At 72.3% G+C, this 19,124-nt stretch carries 17 protein-coding genes; 14 read left to right on the forward strand and 3 right to left on the reverse strand.

Going from position 1 to position 19,124, the window contains the following annotated elements; all coding sequences use genetic code 11:
* Positions 1–46: 46 nt before the first annotated feature.
* The 3 genes from ACIQMU_RS25075 to ACIQMU_RS25085 all read left to right on the forward strand — a co-directional run bounded on the left by ACIQMU_RS25075 (position 47) and on the right by ACIQMU_RS25085 (position 3,324).
* On the forward strand, positions 47–1,378 hold the full coding sequence (locus tag ACIQMU_RS25075; protein WP_352241257.1) for a nitrate/nitrite transporter: 1,332 nt from the start codon (positions 47–49) through the stop codon (positions 1,376–1,378).
* Between the two features lie 141 nt (positions 1,379–1,519).
* On the forward strand, positions 1,520–2,662 hold the full coding sequence (locus ACIQMU_RS25080; protein ID WP_402689725.1) for a uroporphyrinogen-III synthase: 1,143 nt from the start codon (positions 1,520–1,522) through the stop codon (positions 2,660–2,662).
* A gap of 98 nt (positions 2,663–2,760) precedes the next feature.
* On the forward strand, positions 2,761–3,324 hold the full coding sequence (locus tag ACIQMU_RS25085) for a GNAT family N-acetyltransferase (RefSeq protein ID WP_402689726.1): 564 nt from the start codon (positions 2,761–2,763) through the stop codon (positions 3,322–3,324).
* On the opposite strand, the gene ACIQMU_RS25090 is transcribed toward ACIQMU_RS25085, so the two are convergent.
* A complete protein-coding gene (locus ACIQMU_RS25090) occupies positions 3,257–3,913 on the reverse strand; it encodes a GNAT family N-acetyltransferase (protein WP_402689727.1) in 657 nt (218 codons plus the stop codon). The genes ACIQMU_RS25085 and ACIQMU_RS25090 overlap by 68 nt on opposite strands.
* Before the next feature lie 117 nt (positions 3,914–4,030).
* Here ACIQMU_RS25090 and ACIQMU_RS25095 point away from each other — a divergent pair, with 117 nt between their 5' ends.
* From ACIQMU_RS25095 to ACIQMU_RS25110, 4 genes are all read left to right on the forward strand, one after another.
* On the forward strand, positions 4,031–4,645 hold the full coding sequence (locus tag ACIQMU_RS25095) for a CGNR zinc finger domain-containing protein (RefSeq protein WP_402689728.1): 615 nt from the start codon (positions 4,031–4,033) through the stop codon (positions 4,643–4,645).
* Positions 4,646–4,810: 165 nt separating this feature from the next.
* Positions 4,811–7,201, forward strand: a complete 2,391-nt coding sequence (locus tag ACIQMU_RS25100) for a HelD family protein (protein WP_402689729.1) — start codon at positions 4,811–4,813, stop codon at positions 7,199–7,201.
* Positions 7,202–7,625: 424 nt separating this feature from the next.
* Positions 7,626–9,050: an NAD-dependent malic enzyme gene (locus ACIQMU_RS25105; RefSeq protein WP_352241263.1), complete on the forward strand. Its 1,425-nt coding sequence runs from the start codon at positions 7,626–7,628 to the stop codon at positions 9,048–9,050.
* Positions 9,051–9,426: 376 nt separating this feature from the next.
* A complete protein-coding gene (locus tag ACIQMU_RS25110; RefSeq protein WP_003968811.1) occupies positions 9,427–9,708 on the forward strand; it encodes an HU family DNA-binding protein in 282 nt (93 codons plus the stop codon).
* Between the two features lie 176 nt (positions 9,709–9,884).
* On the opposite strand, the gene ACIQMU_RS25115 is transcribed toward ACIQMU_RS25110, so the two are convergent.
* Positions 9,885–10,349 (reverse strand): DUF2000 family protein, encoded by a 465-nt coding sequence (locus tag ACIQMU_RS25115; RefSeq protein WP_402689730.1) that lies wholly within the window; start codon positions 10,347–10,349, stop codon positions 9,885–9,887.
* Between ACIQMU_RS25115 and ACIQMU_RS25120 the strand changes: the two genes are divergently transcribed.
* Positions 10,348–11,220: an AraC family transcriptional regulator gene (locus ACIQMU_RS25120; RefSeq protein ID WP_352241265.1), complete on the forward strand. Its 873-nt coding sequence runs from the start codon at positions 10,348–10,350 to the stop codon at positions 11,218–11,220. The two genes, ACIQMU_RS25115 and ACIQMU_RS25120, sit on opposite strands and share 2 nt — an antisense overlap.
* Positions 11,221–11,342: 122 nt before the next feature.
* Here the strand turns inward: ACIQMU_RS25120 and murA are convergent, their stop codons facing one another.
* Positions 11,343–12,683, reverse strand: coding sequence for a UDP-N-acetylglucosamine 1-carboxyvinyltransferase (gene murA, locus ACIQMU_RS25125; protein WP_352241266.1), 1,341 nt, complete (start codon positions 12,681–12,683; stop codon positions 11,343–11,345).
* Between the two features lie 287 nt (positions 12,684–12,970).
* Here murA and ACIQMU_RS25130 point away from each other — a divergent pair, with 287 nt between their 5' ends.
* From ACIQMU_RS25130 to ACIQMU_RS25155, 6 genes are all read left to right on the forward strand, one after another.
* Positions 12,971–13,531, forward strand: a complete 561-nt coding sequence (locus ACIQMU_RS25130) for a YqgE/AlgH family protein (RefSeq protein WP_352241267.1) — start codon at positions 12,971–12,973, stop codon at positions 13,529–13,531.
* 135 nt (positions 13,532–13,666) lie between these two features.
* Positions 13,667–13,957 (forward strand): DUF3039 domain-containing protein, encoded by a 291-nt coding sequence (locus ACIQMU_RS25135; protein ID WP_402689731.1) that lies wholly within the window; start codon positions 13,667–13,669, stop codon positions 13,955–13,957.
* A 235-nt stretch (positions 13,958–14,192) separates the two neighbouring features.
* Positions 14,193–15,497: an extracellular solute-binding protein gene (locus ACIQMU_RS25140; RefSeq protein WP_352241268.1), complete on the forward strand. Its 1,305-nt coding sequence runs from the start codon at positions 14,193–14,195 to the stop codon at positions 15,495–15,497.
* 2 nt (positions 15,498–15,499) lie between these two features.
* Positions 15,500–16,486 (forward strand): sugar ABC transporter permease, encoded by a 987-nt coding sequence (locus tag ACIQMU_RS25145; RefSeq protein ID WP_352241269.1) that lies wholly within the window; start codon positions 15,500–15,502, stop codon positions 16,484–16,486.
* A complete protein-coding gene (locus ACIQMU_RS25150) occupies positions 16,483–17,376 on the forward strand; it encodes a carbohydrate ABC transporter permease (protein WP_402689732.1) in 894 nt (297 codons plus the stop codon). Before ACIQMU_RS25145 ends, ACIQMU_RS25150 begins: the two co-directional genes overlap by 4 nt.
* Positions 17,377–17,380: 4 nt before the next feature.
* Complete coding sequence (locus ACIQMU_RS25155; RefSeq protein ID WP_402689733.1) at positions 17,381–19,057, forward strand: beta-N-acetylhexosaminidase; 1,677 nt, start codon at positions 17,381–17,383, stop codon at positions 19,055–19,057.
* Positions 19,058–19,124: the final 67 nt, after the last annotated feature.

The raw sequence follows: 19,124 nt of genomic DNA on the forward strand, positions 1-19,124 counted from the left end.
TCCCTAGCGTCGGGGACGACACCCCGACCCCCTGTGGAGGCACGTGATGGCAGGCCGTTGGATCGAGACCTGGGAGCCGGAGGACGAGGCGTTCTGGCGGGAGAAGGGCGAACGCGTCGCCCGCCGCAACCTGTGGTTCTCCGTGCTCTCCGAGCACATCGGATTCTCCGTCTGGACCCTGTGGTCGGTGATGGTCCTGTTCATGGGCCCGGAGTACGGCGTCGACCCGGCCGGGAAGTTCTTCCTCATCTCGACCGCCACCCTCGTCGGCGCGCTGGTGCGGGTGCCGTACACCTTCGCCGTCGCCCGGTTCGGCGGCCGCAACTGGACGGTCTTCAGCGCCGTGAGCCTGCTCGTCCCGGCGCTGGCCGCTCTCTGGGTGATGGAGCCCGGGACCTCGTACGGCACCTTCGTGGCCGTCGCGGCGCTCACCGGGGTCGGCGGCGGCAACTTCGCCTCGTCGATGACCAACATCAACGCTTTCTTCCCGCTGCGCGAGAAGGGCTGGGCGCTCGGTCTGAACGCGGGCGGCGGCAACATCGGCGTCCCTGTCGTCCAGCTCATCGGCCTGCTCGTCATCGGCACGCTGGGGGCCGCACACCCCCGGATCGTCCTCGGCGTCTACATCCCGCTGATCGTCCTGGCCGCCGTGTGCGCCGCCCTGTACATGGACAACCTCCGGCCGGTGAAGAACGACACCGGGGCCGCGCTGGAGGCCGTCCGCGACCCGCACACCTGGATCATGTCGGTCCTCTACATCGGCACCTTCGGCTCGTTCATCGGCTACAGCTTCGCCTTCGGCCTCGTACTCCAGACCCAGTTCGGCAGGACTCCGCTCCAGGCCGCATCGCTCACCTTCATCGGCCCGCTGCTGGGCTCCCTGATCCGGCCCGTCGGGGGCCGGCTCGCCGACCGGTACGGCGGCGCGCGCATCACCCTCGCCACCTTCGCCGCGATGGCCGCCGCCACCGGTGTCGTCATCCACGCCTCGGGGAGCGCCTCGCTGCCCGTCTTCCTCACCGGTTTCACCGCCCTGTTCGTCCTGACGGGCCTCGGCAACGGGTCGACGTACAAGATGATCCCCGGAATCTTCCACGCCAAGGCCCTCGCCGGAGGGCTCGACGGAGAGGCGGCCGCCGCCCGCGGACGCCGGCTCTCCGGCGCGGCCATGGGCCTCATCGGGGCCGTCGGCGGGCTCGGCGGGCTGGCCATCAACCTCGCCTTCCGGCAGTCCTTCCAGACGTCCGGCACGGGAACCGCGGCCTTCTGGTCCTTCCTCGTCTTCTACGGTGTGTGTCTCGCCCTCACCTGGGCGGTATACCTTCGTCGCCCCGCACCCGTGCCCGCGCGGGCCCAGCTCGGCTACGCGGAGGTGTAGGGGGGCCGCCGGGGACCCCCGGGCGTCGTACGACGTAACGGCCGGGAAATACGGGGGAACCGAGCCTGTCACGCACCGTTGGCAGTCTCGGGTCTCCGCACATCGCGTACCAGCGCGGAACAGGGAAGCCGGGAACACGCCATGCAGGACGACGACACAACGCACGGCCCCCTCGCGGGCTTCACCGTCGGGGTGACCGCCGCCCGTCGCGCCGAGGAGCTCGGCGCCCTCCTCGGACGCCGCGGGGCCGCCGTCCTGCACGCCCCCGCCCTGCGGATCGTGCAGCTCGCCGACGACAGCGAACTCCTCGCCGCCACCCGGGAGCTGATCGGCCGCGCCCCCGATGTGGTGGTCGCCACCACCGCGATCGGCTTCCGCGGCTGGATCGAGGCGGCCGACGGCTGGGGGGTCGGCGACGCCCTGCTGGAGACGCTGGGCCGGGTGGAGCTCCTCGCCCGGGGTCCCAAGGTCAAGGGCGCCGTCCGGGCCGCCGGCCTGTCCGAGGCATGGTCGCCGGCGTCCGAATCGATGGCCGAGGTCCTCGACCGGCTCCTCGCCGAAGGCGTCGACGGCCGGCGGGTCGCCCTCCAGCTGCACGGCGAACCGCTGCCCGGTTTCGTCGAGTCCCTGACGGCCGCGGGCGCCGACGTCGTGGTCGTCCCCGTCTACCGCTGGATGCCGCCGCAGGACATCGCCCCGCTCGACCGGATGCTCGACGTCACGGCCGCCCGGGGCCTGGACGCGATCACCTTCACCAGCGCCCCCGCCGCCGCCTCCTTCCTGGGCCGGGCCGAGACCCGCGGGCTGCTCCCGGAGGTGCTCGGCGCCCTGCGCGACGATGTGCTGGTGGCCTGCGTGGGTCCGGTCACCGCTCTCCCGCTCCAGGCCCGGGGCATCGCCACCCTCCAGCCGGAACGCTTCCGGCTCGGCCCTCTTGTCCAGCTGTTGTGCGCCCGGCTCCCCTCGGCCGCCCCCGCCCTGCCCGTCGCCGGCCACCGGGTCGAGATCCGGGGCCACGCCGTCCTCGTCGACGACGGGCTGCGCGCGGTGCCGCCGGCGGGCATGGCCCTCCTGCGCGCGCTGGCCCGCCGCCCCGGCTGGGTGGTGGCCCGCGCCGACCTGCTGCGGGCCCTGCCCGGCAGCGGCAGCGACGAGCACGCGGTGGAGACGGCGATGGCCCGGCTGCGCGCGGCGCTGGGGGCTCCCCGGCTGATCCAGACGGTCGTGAAGCGCGGCTACCGGCTGGCGCTGGACCCCTCGGCGGACACGAAGTACGACCGCTGAGGCTGTGCGGGGAGGGCCGTACCGGGGGCGGGCGCGAGCGGACGGCGGGCGGGGAGACCCGCTGGGGCCAAGGGCCCGGCGCCGGTTAGCGTGTCCGGATGACCGATCCCCTCCACCGGTCGGCCCCCGACGTGGTCCTCCGGCCCGCCGCGATCACCGACGCGCCCGCCTTCGCCGCGGCCCTCACCCGTAACCGGGCCTACCTGCGCCGCTGGGAACCCGTGCGTCCCGAGTCCTTCTACACCGTCGAGGGCCAGGCCGCCCGGCTCACCGCGCTGCTGGCCGACCGGGACGCCGGGCGGGCGATGCCCTGGGTGCTCGCGGACGCCGACGACCGGGTCATCGGCGCCTTCACCCTCTCGGGCGTCGAGCGCGGGCCCTTCCGCAACGCCCGCCTCGGCTACTGGGTCGGCGAGGACCGCGCCGGCCGGGGGCTGGCCACCGCCGCCGTCGGCGCCGTCTGCGACGCGGCCCGTGACCGGCTGGGCCTGCACCGCGTCGAGGCGGCGACCGTCACCGACAACGCCCCCTCCCAACGCGTGCTGGCCAAGGCCGGGTTCGAGCGGATCGGCACCGCTCCGGGCTATCTGCACATCAACGGCCGCTGGAGCGACCACCACCTGTTCCAGCGGCTTCTGCACGACGATCCGCCGGCGGCCTGAGCGCTGCCGCGGGAGCCTCGCGCGCATGCACATGGCCGTCCAGCGGATAGTCGGGCGGCAGCGCCGGGATCACGCGCGCCAGCGCGTATCCGCACTTCTCCGCCACCCGGCACGAGGCGGCGTTGTCCACCTGGTGGAGCAGGTCCAGCCCGGCCGGGACCGGTCCGGGGAAGTCCGTGAAGGCCCAGTCGGTGAGGGCCGCCAGCGCCCCGGACGCCACACCCCGCCCGCGTGCCGGGGCCGTCGTCCAATAGCCCACCTCGGCCCGGCCGTCCGAACGGGCGGATCGCTTCAGCACGACGTTGCCGAGCAGTTCGCCCTCCCGCCCGTCCTCCCGCCCGGTGCCCGTCACCGCGAAGGCGAAGCGGGTGCCCGCCGCCCACCCCGTACGCTGCGCCTCCAGCCAGTCGGCCGCCGCGTCCGGCCCGGACACCTGGGTGGCCAGCCACCGCCGCATCGCCGGATCGTCGTACGCCCGCAGCAGCGCGGCCAGATCGTCCTCGCGCCACGGCCGCAGCAGCAGGCCGTCGGAGGCGAGCGTGACGCCCCCGCCGTGGTCGTTCACGCGTATCTCCCCGTCGTGGTCCATGGCGTCACGGTACGGGGCGGCCGTGGCGCCGGCGCGGCGGCGGGGGTTCCGGCCGGGCCCCGACAGGAGCACTCTGGGGGCGGCCGTTCCACCGGCGACCCAGGCGGTGACAGGAGCATGGCAGCAGGCGGAGGTGCGCGGAAGTGGCGGTTCGGCGCGGGCCGGATCTGTCTCGACCTGGTGGCCACGGAGCCCGCGGGCGCGGCTCCCCGGACCCGCGAACAGCTCGACGGGCCCGCGCGCCTGGCCCAGTGGCTGACCGACGCCCGGCTCGTCCCGCCGGGCACCGCGCTGACGGCGCTGGACGACACCTGGGTGGCCCGCTTCCACGAACTGCGTTCCGCCATAGGCAGGCTGATGGAGGCTCAGCTCGACGGTCCCGAAGCCGGCGACGCGCTGGAGCGGGTGAACGCCGCCGCCTCGGCGGCGCCTGTGGGGCCCCGGGCGGTGCGAGGCGCGGACGGCGTCCTGGTACGGGCCCTGAGCACCCCGCCCGACTGCGCGGGGCTCCTCGCCGTCGTCGCCAGGGACGCGGTCGACCTGCTCACCGACCCGGTCGCGCGGGCGGCCCTGCGCCGCTGCCAGGGAGAGGCGTGCCACCGCCTCTACCTGGACACCTCGCGCGGCGGGAGGCGGCGCTGGTGCTCCGGCCGGGTCTGCGGCAACCGCGAACGGGTCGCCCGGCACCGACGCCGGGCCACCGGCGCGGACCCCGGCCCGGCGGAGGTCTGAGCGCGGTCCGGAAGGGGAAGCGAGGCCGTCGTACCGGGGACGGAACCGCGCCCCGCCGCGCCCGCCCGGGCCGACGCGCGATCGGGATCCGGTCGGCAGGTGCGCTCGGGCCCCCGTTCGCATAGGGTTGACGGCTGCCCAGTGCACGTCAGAAGGGGGCCCTCGGTGGCCGCGCAGGATGCCGCTGTCGAATCGCTGCGGGACCGGGAAATCGGTGTCGAACAGAAGCATCTCGACCGTGTTTATCACCGCCTCGAAGAGAAGATCCACGAGGCGGAATTCCTCATGAACGACGCCGTCAAGCGCGGCCAGGTCGGTACTCCCGGCGCGCTCGCGGAGCGGGACGCCCAGGTGTTCCGGGCGGGGGTCCACCTCAATCGGCTGAACAGCGAGTTCGAGGACTTCCTCTTCGGGAGGATCGATCTGCTGCTCGGCAAGGACGGGGAGCGCGGCCCGGACGGCGCGTTCACCTCCGTCGAGCCGGCCGACGACACCGTGCGGGAGGACGGCACCGCCGACATCGCCGAGACGCTCCACATCGGCCGGATCGGGGTCCTGGACTCCGACTACGCGCCGCTGGTGATCGACTGGCGGGCCCCGGCCGCCGCCCCGTTCTACCGCTCCACCCCGAAGGAACCGGGCCGCGTCGTACGCCGCCGGGTCATCCGCTCCAAGGGCCGCAAGGTCCTCGGGGTGGAGGACGACCTGATGCGCCCGGAGCTGACGGCGCTCCTGGACGGCGAGAAGCTGCCGGTGATCGGGGACGGCGCGCTCATGGCGGCGCTCGGCCAGGCCCGCAGCCACACCATGAGGGACATCGTCTCCTCCATCCAGGCCGAGCAGGACCTGGTCATCCGCGCCCCCGCCGCCTCCGTCACCGAGGTCACCGGCGGCCCGGGCACCGGCAAGACCGCGGTCGCCCTGCACCGGGCGGCGTACCTGCTCTACCAGGACCGGCGGCGCTACGCGGGCGGCATCCTGATCGTCTCGCCGACCCCGCTCCTGGTCGCGTACACCGAAGGGGTGCTGCCCTCGCTGGGCGAGGAGGGCCAGGTCGCGATCCGTGCGGTCGGCTCGCTGTCCGACGAGGCCGCGGGCGTCCAGGGCGCGACCGCTTTCGACGAGCCGGCGGTGGCCCGGATCAAGGGCTCCTCCCGGATGCTCCACGTGCTGCGCAAGGCCGCCCGGGGCGCGCTGGAACAGGGCCGGCCCGCACCGGCGCCCCGCGAGGAGCACGGCCAGCTCTCCTTCGGCGAGGAGCCGGCGGACGGCCCGACCGCGCCCGCGGCGACCCCGGACCGGCTGCGCGTCGTCGCCTTCGGGGCCCGGGTCGAGCTGGAGGCCGACGAGCTGCGGCGCATCCGGCACAACGTGCTGGGCGGCACCGCGCCGGTCAACCTGCTGCGCCCCCGCGCCCGCAAACTGCTGCTGGACGCCCTGTGGAACAGGTCCTCCGGACGCGGCCGTTACACCGACCCCCAGCTGGCCGCGGAGCTGCGTTCGTCGTTCGACGAGGACGTCTCCACCGAGACCCCGTTCCTGGAGTTCCTCGACGCCTGGTGGCCGGAGCTGACGCCGCGCCGGGTGCTGGCCGCGATGGCGGACGAGAGGCGGTTGAGCCGCTGGGCCCGGCGCCTCCTCAACCAGGGCGAGGTACGCCGCCTGGCCAGGTCCCTGAAGCGTCTCGACGCGGACGGCGACGGGCCGCTGTCCGTCCACGACGTCGCGCTCCTGGACGAGTTGCAGGCGCTGCTCGGCACCCCGAACCGGCCCAGGCGCAAGCGTGAGGCGGATCCGCTGGACCAGCTCTCCGGCCTGGAGGAGCTGATGCCGCAGCGCGAGGAGACCCAGTGGGAGCGGGCCGAGCGGCTCGCGGCGGAGCGCACCGAGTACGCCCACGTCATCGTCGACGAGGCGCAGGACCTCACCCCGATGCAGTGGCGCATGGTCGGCCGCCGGGGCCGGCACGCCACCTGGACGATCGTCGGCGACCCGGCCCAGTCCTCCTGGTCCGACCCGGACGAGGCGGGCGCCGCGCGGGACGAGGCGCTCGGCTCCCGGCCGCGCCGCCGCTTCACCCTCACCGTCAACTACCGCAACCCGGCGGAGATCGCGGAGCTGGCCGCGAAGGTGCTGGCGCTGGCGATGCCGGGCATGGAGTCGCCGGCCGCGGTCCGTTCGACCGGAGTGGTACCCCGCTTCGAGCAGGTGCGCGACGGGGACCTGGCCGCCACGGTCCGGGAGGAGGCCGCCCGGCTGCTGGCGGAGGTGGACGGCACGGTCGGTGTGGTCGTCGCGATGAGCCGGCGCACCCAGGCCCGCGAGTGGCTCGCGGAGCTGGGGGAGCGGGTCGTGGCGCTGGGCAGCCTGGAGGCCAAGGGCCTGGAGTACGACGCCACGGTGGTCGTCTCGCCCGCGGAGATCGCGGACGAGTCCCCGGCCGGTCTGCGGGTGCTGTACGTGGCGCTGACCCGGGCGACGCAGCAGCTCACGGTGGTCTCGGGGGAGCGGGACCTGCCGGACGAGGACGGGGTGCCGGACCTGCTGAGGGAGTGACGGCCGACCGCCCGGAGCGGGTTCCCCGAGTCAACCCGGCGCGCGGGAATCACTTCTCGGGGGTGTTTGTTACCGTGGTACTGGCACCGGCTCGATCCAAGCCCCCGGGCCCAACCTTAGTCGCTTCGAGCGACCACTTGCCGCGAGGCGAGCATGGCGGGCCGGTGCCGCTCAACCGAAGAAGACAGACCCGCGTCACCTGCTGGTGGCGCGGGTCTGTTCGTGTTTCAGGGGCCGCCCGAACGGGTCCGGGCCCGTGGGGGGTTCCGCCGAACGGGTGGTTTCTCGTATGGTGGAAACTACTTTCCGAAAGACGGCAGTCATTACCGGCTACCAGTCGGTAGGTGCGACGATCGGGAAGCGTGTCCGGAACGTGGGTTCCGGATGCGCGGCAATGAAGCTAAGGAAAGCGAAGGACTCGGCCATGGCAACGGCGCCCAGCGTCTCGTACTCGATGACGGTCAGGCTGGAGGTGCCCGCGAGCGGCACCGCGGTCTCCCAGCTCACCACTGCCGTGGAGTCCTCCGGGGGCTCGGTCACCGGCCTCGACGTGACAGCCTCCGGCCACGAGAAGCTGCGGATCGACGTCACCATCGCCGCTTCCTCCACCTCGCACGCGGACGAGATCGTCGAAGGTCTGCGCGACATCGAGGGCGTCGTGCTGGGCAAGGTCTCCGACCGTACGTTCCTCATGCACCTCGGCGGCAAGATCGAGATGGCGTCCAAGCACCCCATCCGCAACCGTGACGACCTCTCGATGATCTACACCCCCGGCGTCGCCCGGGTCTGCATGGCCATCGCGGAGAACCCCGAGGACGCGCGCCGGCTCACCATCAAGCGCAACTCCGTCGCCGTGGTGACGGACGGCTCCGCGGTGCTCGGGCTCGGCAACATCGGGCCGATGGCCGCACTGCCCGTCATGGAGGGCAAGGCGGCCCTCTTCAAGCGCTTCGCCGGCATCGACGCCTGGCCGATCTGCCTGGACACCCAGGACACCGACGAGATCGTCGCGATCGTCAAGGCCATCGCCCCCGGCTTCGCGGGGATCAACCTGGAGGACATCTCCGCACCCCGCTGCTTCGAGATCGAGGCCCGGCTGCGCGAGGCCCTCGACATCCCCGTCTTCCACGACGACCAGCACGGCACCGCCATCGTCGTGCTGGCCGCCCTCACCAACGCCCTGCGCGTGGTGGGCAAGAACACCGGGGACGTGCGGGTCGTCATGTCCGGCGCGGGAGCGGCCGGTACGGCCATCCTGAAGCTGCTCATCGCCGCGGGCGTCAAGCACGCCGTCGTCGCCGACATCCACGGTGTGGTGCACGCGGGCCGCGAGGACCTGGTCACGGCCGACCCCGACTCGCCGCTGCGCTGGATCGCCGACAACACCAACCCCGAGGGCGTCACCGGCAGCCTCAAGCAGGCCGTCGTCGGCGCCGACGTCTTCATCGGCGTCTCCGCCCCGAACGTGCTGAACGGCGACGACGTGGCCGCGATGGCGGACGGTGCGATCGTGTTCGCGCTCGCGAACCCCGACCCCGAGGTCGACCCGGCGATCGCCCGTCAGACGGCGGCCGTCGTCGCGACCGGCCGCTCGGACTTCCCCAACCAGATCAACAACGTGCTGGTCTTCCCGGGTGTTTTCCGCGGTCTGCTGGACGCCCAGTCCCGCACCGTCAACACGGAGATGATGCTCGCGGCGGCCGGCGCCCTCGCCGACGTCGTCGCCGAGGACGAGCTCAACGCCAACTACATCATCCCCTCGGTCTTCAACGACAAGGTGGCGGGCGCGGTGGCCGGAGCCGTCCGGGCCGCCGCGAGCGCCGGGGCGGCCCCCTCCGCATCCGTCTGACCTCACCGTTTCGAGGGCCCCGCAAGGGGTAACCGCAGGACACCCCGGGCCGTACCCGCCCGTGCCGTACGGCGCGTCGCGGGTCGCGGCGCCCCAAACGCCCCTTTAGGGTGGGCGGGCAGTGGGCCCTGCGGGGCCCGGCATCCGCTGCGGACCGCTCGGCCAGGTCGACGGAGCGTCACCACGAGCAAACCGTGGCGCTTTTCATTGACTCCGAAGGGTTCCGGATTGGCTTTCCCGCCGCTGGTGGGGGCAGGATGCGTAATCGGGCGAGAGGGTCTGACATCAGACCCGGGTCCGGGGACTGTCAGAGGGCCCTGGCAGCATCGGCTTCGATCTCACGCCTCACAGGCAAGAAGAACACGGGAGTAACAACATGAACCGCAGTGAGCTGGTGGCCGCCCTGGCCGACCGCGCCGAGGTGACGCGCAAGGACGCCGACGCCGTGCTGGCCGCCCTTGCCGAGACCGTCGGTGAGATCGTCGCCAAGGGCGACGAGAAGGTCACCATCCCCGGCTTCCTGACCTTCGAGCGCACCCACCGTGCCGCTCGCACCGCTCGCAACCCGCAGACCGGCGACCCGATCAACATCCCCGCCGGCTACAGCGTGAAGGTCTCCGCGGGCTCGAAGCTCAAGGAAGCCGCCAAGGGTAAGTAACCCTCGAGGCGCAAAGAGGGCGGCCACTCCCGACCGGGAGTGGCCGCCCTCGCCCATGCCCCCGGCACATGCGCCCCGCACGGGCGCCCGCACCGTGCCCGGGGCGCCCGGCCGACCGCCGGGGCCCCCACCGCCCGCCGGGCGGTGGGGAGGGCGCGGAGGCGGTGCCGGGGAGTTCAGGGGTGCATCCGCGCGCCCTTGAGGGCCTTGTCCACGGCGTTGCGCGGCCCGTACACGGCCAGCCCCACCAGATCCAGCGCGTCCCGCCCCACCGCCCGTACGGCCGCCCGGTTGTCCCGGTCGTTCCCCGTGCCGAACAGGTCCGCGGTGAACACGGCCGTCGGCAGCGCCCGGGACAGGGCCCTGGCGTGCGCGGCGGTCATCGTCTCCCTCGCCCCTTCGAACACCAGCACGGGCTGCCGGATCATCGGCAGATACGCGGTGGAGTCGGCGTCCTCGTAGGGCTCGCCGATCACGTCCGGCACCGCCGTTCCCAGGCCGCTGACCAGGAAGGCGGTCACATTCAGGCGCTGCCAGGTCTCCAGGTCGTCACGGAGCAGCACCGCGACCTTCGTGTCGAAGCGGACGGGGGCGCTCCCGGTCGCGCCGGCCGCCGTGGGTTCTGTCGTCGTCGTTCTCATGGTCCGAGACTGTCCGGTGGACCCGGTCGCGGTCTTGTACGTTCTTAGCGTGCTGCCACGGCGGGAAGTCTCGGCCTGGCGTCCGGCCGTCGCCGGCGTCGTGGAGGTCCTCCACGCCCACTTCACCGAGCACGCCTACCCCATGCACGTCCACGACGCCTGGACACTCCTGATCGTCGACGACGGCGCCGTCCGCTACGACCTGGACCGGCACGAGCGCGGTACCCCCGACGGCACCGTGAGCCTGTTGCCGCCGCAGGTTCCGCACAACGGATCGCCCGCGACCGCCGGCGGATTCCGCAAACGGGTGCTCTATCTGGACATGACGCGGCTCGACGCCGGCCTCATCGGGCCCGCCGTGGACACCCCGGACCTCGCCGACCCCCTGCTGCGCACCCGCGTCGGCCGGCTGCACACCGCCCTCGCGGATCCGGGCGACGCGTTCGAGGCGGAGTGCCGTCTGGCGTTCGTCGGCGAGCGGCTGCGGGGCCACCTGCGGCCCGGGGACCCTCCGGCGGACCCGGCGCCCGGCCGGGGCGTCGCACGGGACCTGCGCGATCTGCTCGACGAGCGGCTGCGGGAGGGCCTCACCCTGGCCGAGGCCGCCCGGCTGCTCCACGCGCACCCGGCCCACCTCGTACGGGCCTTCAGCGCGGCCTACGCCATCGCCCCGCACCAGTACGTGACGTCCCGCCGGGTCGACCGGGCGCGCCGGCTGCTGCTCGACGGGGTGCCGCCCGGACGGGTGGCGGCGGCCGTGGGCTTCCACGACCAGTCCCACCTCACGCGGCACTTCAAGCGGATCGCCGGCACCACCCCGGGCCGCTATGCCCGTTGTACCCGCCCACAGGACCGTCAGAGGGCCTTCTGAGGCCCGGCGGCACGCCGCCCCGGCTCCGGGACCGGAGCCGGGGCGGCGTGCCGCTCACGCGGGTACTGCGCAGTGCTGTGTGCGGCAGCACTGAGCGGCCTTGACGGCGCGCGGAAAGGGGGTCAGACGAGCGAACCGCCCGGCAGTTCGACCTTCGCGCCGAGCTTCTCCAGCTTCTCCATGAAGTTCTCGTAACCGCGGTTGATCAGGTCGATGCCGTGCACCCGGGAGGTGCCCTGCGCCGCCAGTGCCGCGATCAGGTACGAGAAGCCGCCCCGGAGGTCCGGGATGACCAGGTCGGCGCCCTGCAGCCGGGTCGGTCCGGAGACGACCGCCGAGTGCAGGAAGTTGCGCTGGCCGAAGCGGCAGTCGGAGCCGCCCAGGCACTCGCGGTACAGCTGGATGTGGGCGCCCATCTGGTTGAGCGCGGAGGTGAAGCCGAGCCGCGACTCGTACACCGTCTCGTGGACGATCGACAGGCCCGCGGCCTGCGTCAGCGCGACTACCAGGGGCTGCTGCCAGTCCGTCTGGAAGCCGGGGTGCACGTCCGTCTCCAGCGCGATGGCGTTGAGCGCGCCGCCCGGGTGCCAGAAGCGGATGCCCTCGTCGTCGATCTCGAAGGCCCCGCCGACCCGGCGGAAGGTGTTCAGGAAGGTCATCATCGAGCGCTGCTGGGCGCCGCGCACATAGATGTTGCCCTCGGTCGCCAGCGCCGCCGACGCCCAGGAGGCCGCCTCCAGGCGGTCCGGGATCGCCCGGTGGGTGTAACCGTCGAGCCGGTCGACACCGGTGATCCGGATGGTCCGGTCGGTGTCCATGGAGATCATCGCGCCCATCTTCTGCAGTACGCAGATGAGGTCCTCGATCTCCGGTTCGACCGCCGCGTTGGACAGCTCGGTGACGCCCTCGGCGAGCACCGCGGTGAGCAGCACCTGCTCGGTGGAGCCCACCGACGGGTACGGCAGCCGGATCTTGGTGCCGCGCAGCCGCTGGGGGGCCTCCAGGTACTGGCCGTCCGCCCGCTTCTCGATGGTCGCGCCGAACTGGCGCAGCACCTCGAAGTGGAAGTCGATCGGCCGGCCGCCGATGTCGCAGCCGCCCAGGCCCGGGATGAAGGCGTGGCCGAGACGGTGCAGCAGCGGGCCGCAGAAGAGGATCGGGATGCGCGACGAACCCGCGTGCGCGTCGATGTCGGCGACGTTCGCGGACTCGACGTGCGAGGGGTCGAGGATCAGTTCCCCCGGCTCGTCGCCGGGGCGCACGGTGACGCCGTGCAGTTGGAGGAGCCCCCGGACGACCCGTACGTCACGGATGTCGGGAACGTTGCGGAGGCGGCTGGGCCCGCTGCCGAGCAGCGCGGCGACCATGGCCTTCGGCACCAGGTTCTTGGCGCCTCGGACGCGGATCTCGCCCTCCAGCGGGGTGCCGCCGTGGACAAGCAGGACATCGTCTGTGCCGGTCATGTATCTCGCGTTCCGGAGTGGTCGGGCGGGGGGCCAACGAAAAGGGTAATGGCCTCCTACCCCCCTTCCGTAAGGAGAAGGGGGGTGCGCGAACGTCATGAATCCGCCACAACACCCTCCGCGCACCCGATCTTGCGGAGTGTCACCGTCCGGATGGCCCACCACCCGCCCGCCGTACGGTGCGCTCCCCGTGCCTCCGTGCGCCCTGAGCTGCGCTCGCTCTCCTGAGGGCGGTATCACGGTCACTCGGCCCCCGCGGAGGGCGAAGATGCGGGATCATTCCTGCCATGACCGAGGTGTCCTCGCTCACAGGGCGACTGCTCGTGGCCGCACCCGCCCTCACGGACCCGAATTTCGACCGCGCGGTGGTGCTGCTCCTCGACCACGACGAGGAGGGCTCCCTCGGCGTGGTCCTCAACCGCCCGACCCCGGTGGGCGTCGGCGACATCCTCGCGTCCTGGGCCGGCCTGACCGGCGAGCCGGACGTCGTCTTCCAGGGCGGCCCGGTCTCGCTCGACTCCGCGCTCGGCGTGGCGGTGATCCCCGGCGACGAGGGCCCGCTCGGCTGGCGGCGGGTGCACGGGGCGATCGGCCTGGTCGACCTGGAGACCCCGCCGGAGCTGCTCGGGCCCGCCCTCGGCTCGCTGCGGATCTTCGCCGGGTACGCGGGCTGGGGCCCCGGCCAGCTGGAGGGCGAGCTGACCGAGGGGGCGTGGTTCGTGGTCGAGTCGGAGCCCGGCGATGTCTCCTTCCCGCGCCCGGAGCGGCTCTGGCGGGCGGTGCTCCGCCGTCAGCGCAGCGAGCTGGCCATGATCGCCACGTATCCGGACGACCCCTCGCTCAACTGAGGGCGCCTCCGCGGGGGGCGGCCTGGCGGCCCGCGGCCCCCGTCCTCGAACCGTCGCCCGCCGGGCGCGCCGCCCGGCCCCCGGCGCGACCCTTCCCTCACCCGGAGGCCGCCTCTTTCAGTACCCTTGGCGGTTATGAGCACTCTTGAGCCCGATCGCGGGGCAGGTACGGGGACCCTCGTCGAGCCGACGCCGCAGGTGTCGAGGGGCGACGGCGACCACGAGCGCTACGCCCATTACGTCCAGAAGGACAAGATCATGGCGAGCGCCCTGGAGGGCACTCCCGTGGTCGCGCTGTGCGGCAAGGTCTGGGTACCGGGGCGCGACCCCAAGAAGTACCCCGTCTGCCCGATGTGCAAGGAGATCTACGAGTCCATGGGCGCCGGCGGCGACAAGGACAAGGGCGGCGGCAAGGACAAGAAGTAGGCCCGCTCCCACACTTGGGCCCCCGGGGCGCGCGTCACCGCGCGCCCCGGGGGCCTTTTGCGTTCCCGGTCACTTTCGGTGACCGGGCGCTCGCGTTGCACGGGCTGCATCCGCTGGTCACAGAGTGGTGGAGACCACTTGTCGGCGTCGGAACACGGATCTACTCTCCTGCCAGTTGTGCAGAACGAAACGCACGTTGCACATGATGCAACACATGACCGGTAGGGGTTCCCGGATGAAGCTTTCTGCCCGAATTGCCGTCCCGGCTGCGGCGCTTGTACTGGCCGGCCTCACCGCCACCGCCTGTGCGCCGCAGACCTCCGACACCAGTGCGAAGGGTGACGAGAAGAGCGGCACGCTCCGTGTCTGGCTCTTCCAGGAGGTCGGCAACAAGCCCAAGGAGAAGGTCGTCGACGCGGCCGTCGCCGACTTCGAGAAGGCCCACGAGGGCGCGGAGGTCGAGGTCGAGTACATCCCCGTCGACACCCGCGCGCAGCGCGTCAAGGCCGCCTTCAACGACCCCGAGAGCGCTCCGGACCTCATCGAGTACGGCAACTCCGACACCGCCGGATACGTCAAGGACGGCGGCCTCGCGGACGTCACCGAGGAGTTCGCCGCCTGGGACGAGGCCAGGGACACCGATCCGACCGCCAAGCAGTCCGTCACCGTCGGCGGCAAGGTCTACGGCGCCCCCTTCTTCGTCGGCGTCCGGGCCCTCTACTACCGCACCGACGTCTTCGAGGACCTGGGCCTCGACGCCCCCAAGTCCCAGGCCGAGCTGATCTCCACCGCCAAGAAGATCCGCAAGGAGAAGCCCGACCTCTACGGCCTCGCGGTCGGCGGCGCGTACACCTACGGCGCGATGCCCTTCATCTGGGCCCACGGCGGCGAACTCGCCGGCGAGAGCGGGGGCACGTACACGTCGGGCATCAACAGCGAGAAGTCCCGCAAGGGCATCGAGGCGTACACCTCCCTCTTCGGCGACGACAACTGCCCGCCCGCCAAGTGCGCCTCCATGGGCGGCAACGCCACCGTGACCGCGTTCGCCTCCGGCAAGGCCGCCATGGCGATCGGCGGCGACTTCAGCCACGCGGCCGTCGAGGCGGGCGCGGTCAAGGGCAAGTACGCCGTCGTCCCGCTGCCCGGCATCGCCGAGGGGTCCATCGCCCCCGCCTTCGCCGGCGGCAACAACCTCGGAGTCCTCAAGAGCAGCTCGCACCGCACCCTCGCCGTCGACCTGATGAAGTCGCTCAGCGGGAAGAAGGCCCAGGCCGCGATGTTCGACGCGATGGGCTTCCTGCCCACCTACACCGACGTCCTGGACAACGCCGCGAAGAAGGAGCCCTTCGTCGCCCCGTTCGTCAAGACTCTGGGCGCGGGCGCCAAATTCGTCCCCGCATCACCCGCCTGGGGCCAGATCGACGCCTCGCTGGTCCTCCCGACGATGTTCCAGGAGATCGTCTCCGGCCGTAAGGACGTGGCCGAGGCGTCGGACGACGCGGCGAAGAAGATGGACGCGGCCTTCCGCGACGCGGGCTGACGATGACCACGCACACCACATCGCTCAAGGCTCCGCCCAGGGGCCCGGGCGGGCCGGGCGGCGACGCCCCGCCCGCCCGGCCGCCCCGGCGCCGCCGGTCCGTGTCACCCTCCGGCCACTCCGGCTGGACCCCGTGGCTCTACCTCCTGCCCGCCCTCGTCCTGCTCGCCGGGCTGCTGGTCTACCCGATCTACCAACTCGGCCTGATCTCGTTCCTGGAGTACACCCAGGCCCAGGTCAGCGGCGGCGAACCCACCACCTTCCAGGGCTTCGGCAACTACGCCACCCTCTTCAACGACAGCCAGTTCTGGCAGGTCCTCCTCGCCACCGTGGTCTTCGCCGCGGCCTGCGTGGTGTCCACCCTGTGCGTCGGCTGCGCGCTCGCCGTCCTGCTCACCCGCATCCGCGCCCTGCCCCGGCTCGCGCTGATGATGGCCGCGCTCGGCGCCTGGGCGACCCCCGCGATCACCGGCTCCACCGTCTGGGTCTTCCTCTTCGACCCCGACTTCGGGCCGGTCAACAAGGTGCTGGGACTCGGTGACTTCTCCTGGACGTACGGGCGCTACAGCGCCTTCGCCCTGGTGCTCCTCGAAGTGCTGTGGTGCTCGTTCCCGTTCGTGATGGTCACCGTGTACGCGGGCATCCGCGCGATCCCCACCGAAGTGCTGGAGGCCGCCTCGCTGGACGGCGCGTCCCAGTGGCGGATCTGGCGCACCATCATGGCGCCGATGCTCAAACCCATCCTGATCGTCGTCACCATCCAGTCGATCATCTGGGACTTCAAGGTCTTCACCCAGATCTACGTCATGACCAACGGCGGCGGCATAGCCGGCCAGAACCTGGTGCTCAACGTGTACGCGTACCAGAAGGCGTTCGCGTCCTCGCAGTACAGCCTCGGCTCGGCGATCGGCGTCGTGATGCTGGTGATCCTGCTGGCCGTCACGCTGGTCTACCTGCGCCTGGTGCGGCGTCAGGGGGAGGAACTGTGAGCACGACGACCGGAGGTCCCGTACGCGGCGGTGCGCGCGACGGCGGCATCGCCAAGCTCCTGCGGATCAAGCGGCCCGGCCGGCTGGCCGCGGAGGCGGCCGCCCTGCTGATCGCCGTCGCGGTCGCCTTCCCCCTCTACTGGATGGTGCTCTCCGCCTTCAAACCGGCCGGAGAGGTCCAGTCCACCGACGCCCGCCCCTGGACGCTCGCCCCCTCGCTCGACTCGTTCCGCCGGGTCTTCGAACAGCAGGACTTCGGCCGCTACTTCCTCAACAGCCTGCTGGTGGCGGGCACGGTCGTCATCCTCTCCGCGCTGGTCGCCTTCCTCGCCGCCACCGCCGTGACGCGCTTCCGCTTCAAGTTCCGCACCACGCTGCTGATCATGTTCCTGGTCGCGCAGATGGTGCCGGTGGAGGCGCTGACCATCCCGCTGTTCTTCCTGATGCGGGACTTCGGCCAGCTGAACACGCTCGGCTCGCTGATCCTGCCGCACCTCGCCTTCTCACTGCCGTTCGCCATCTGGATGCTGCGCGGCTTCGTCAAGGCCGTCCCCGAGGCCCTGGAGGAGGCCGCCTACATCGACGGAGCCAGCCGCACCCGCTTCCTGTGGCAGATCCTCTTCCCCCTGGTCTTCCCGGGCCTCGTGGCGACCAGCGTCTTCTCCTTCATCACCACCTGGAACGACTTCCTGTTCGCGAAGTCGTTCATCATCAGCGACACCTCCCAGTCGACGCTGCCGATGGCGCTGCTGGTCTTCTTCAAACCGGACGAGAACGACTGGGGAGGGATCATGGCGGCCTCGACGGTGATGACCATCCCCGTGCTGGTCTTCTTCGTCCTCGTACAGCGACGCCTCGTCTCCGGACTGGGCGGAGCGGTTAAGGACTGATGTCATGACGTCCCAGAACACCGCGAACACGGACGGCGCGGCCCCCGTGGACACCGCGGCTCTCGGTCTCGTCCCCGCCCCGCGCACCGTGACGCGGGCGCCCGGCGGGCCCTGCCCGCTGGACCGCACGACCCCGCTGAGCGCCGCACCGGGCACGGAGGGCGTCGCCCGCTGGCTGCGCACCACCCTCGGCCCGGCCACCGGACTGCCCCTGCCCGAGGGCGCCGGCGACCGCGGCATCGTGCTCACGCTCGACACGGAGCTGGCCCCCGAGGCCCACCGCCTCGCCGTCGAAGCCGACGCCGTGCGCCTCACCGGCGGCAGCGCGGCGGGCCTCTTCCGGGGCGCCCAGACACTGCGCCAACTCCTCGGCCCGGATGCCTTCCGGCGCGCGCCCCTCGACCCGGAACGCGCCTGGGAGGTCCCCGCGGTCGTCGTCGAGGACGAACCGCGCTTCGCCTGGCGCGGCCTCATGCTCGACGTGTCCCGGCACTTCCTGCCCAAGGACGACGTCCTGCGCTACCTGGACCTGCTGGCCGCCCACAAGCTGAACGTCTTCCACTTCCACCTCACCGACGACCAGGGCTGGCGCATCGAGATCAAGCGCTACCCGCGCCTGACCGGGACCGGCTCCTGGCGCTCGCGCACCAAATACGGCCACCGGGCCTCCGACCTGTGGGACGAGACCCCCTACGGCGGCCACTACACCCAGGACGACATCCGCGAGATCGTCGCCTACGCCGCCGAGCGGCATATCCGGGTCGTCCCCGAGATCGACATCCCGGGCCACTCGCAGGCCGCCATCAGCGCATACCCCGAACTGGGCAACACCGACGTCATCGACACCACCACCCTCTCCGTCTGGGACACCTGGGGCGTCAGTCCGAACGTACTCGCCCCCACTGACAACACCCTGCGCTTCTTCGAGGGAGTCTTCGAAGAAGTGCTGGAACTCTTCCCCGCCGAGACCTCCCCGTTCGTCCACGTGGGCGGCGACGAATGCCCCAAGGACCAGTGGAAGCAGTCCCCGCTGGCCCAGGCCCGGATCGCCGAGCTGGGCGTCAGGGACGAGGACGGGCTCCAGTCCTGGTTCGTCCGGCACTTCGACACCTGGCTCACCGCACGGGGCCGCCGCCTCATCGGCTGGGACGAGATCCTCGAAGGCGGCCTCGCCGAAGGGGCCGCGGTCTCCTCCTGGCGCGGTTACGCCGGAGGCGTCGCGGCCGCCGAGGCCGGGCACGACGTGGTCATGTGCCCCGAGCAGCAGGTGTATCTGGACCACCGTCAGGACGGCGGCCCCGACGAGCCGATGCCCATCGGCTACGTCCGCAGCCTGGAGGACGTCTACCGCTTCGAGCCCGTCCCGCCGGGCCTGAGCGAGGAGGCGGCCCGTCACATCCTGGGCACCCAGGCCAACGTGTGGACCGAGGTCATGCAGAACCGGGCCCGCGTCGACTACCAGGTCTTCCCGCGCCTCGCCGCCTTCGCCGAGGTCGCCTGGTCCGCCCTGCCCGCCCCGGCCGACCGGGACTTCGCCGCGTTCGACGCCCGGATGACGGCCCACTACGCCCGGCTCGACGCCCTCGGCGTCGACTACCGCCCGCCGGGCGGCCCGCTGCCGCGCCAGCGGCGCCCCGGCGTCCTCGGCTTCCCGCGCGACGGGGCGCCGCCGGTGGTGTGACCCCCCCGCACCGGCCCGCCGGCCGCAGCCGTCCTCCGGGACCGCTGCGGCCGGCGTGCGTCCGGGG

This window comes from Streptomyces sp. NPDC091649 (assembly GCF_044756785.1).
Taxonomy (GTDB): domain Bacteria; phylum Actinomycetota; class Actinomycetes; order Streptomycetales; family Streptomycetaceae; genus Streptomyces.